Below are 208 nucleotides of genomic sequence, written 5' to 3'. Positions count from 1 at the left end.
AACTCTTCAGTTTAATCTCTGTTTTTCCAGCATTGCTGCCGGAGGTCACTCACTCAAAATACTGACGAATCTCTTGCGAGATTACGTTTAATATATTTGTGCGAGCGTATAACTATATTTTGAGCATCGAACCCGAAGGTTCGTGGCAATATCGTCAAACGCCCACACTTATCGACTGTTGATTTTTAAAGATCGCTGCCTTGTTTGT

This window comes from Duganella sp. Root198D2 (assembly GCF_001428585.1).
Classification (GTDB): domain Bacteria; phylum Pseudomonadota; class Gammaproteobacteria; order Burkholderiales; family Burkholderiaceae_D; genus Rugamonas.
This window is presented reverse-complemented; position numbering follows the sequence as displayed.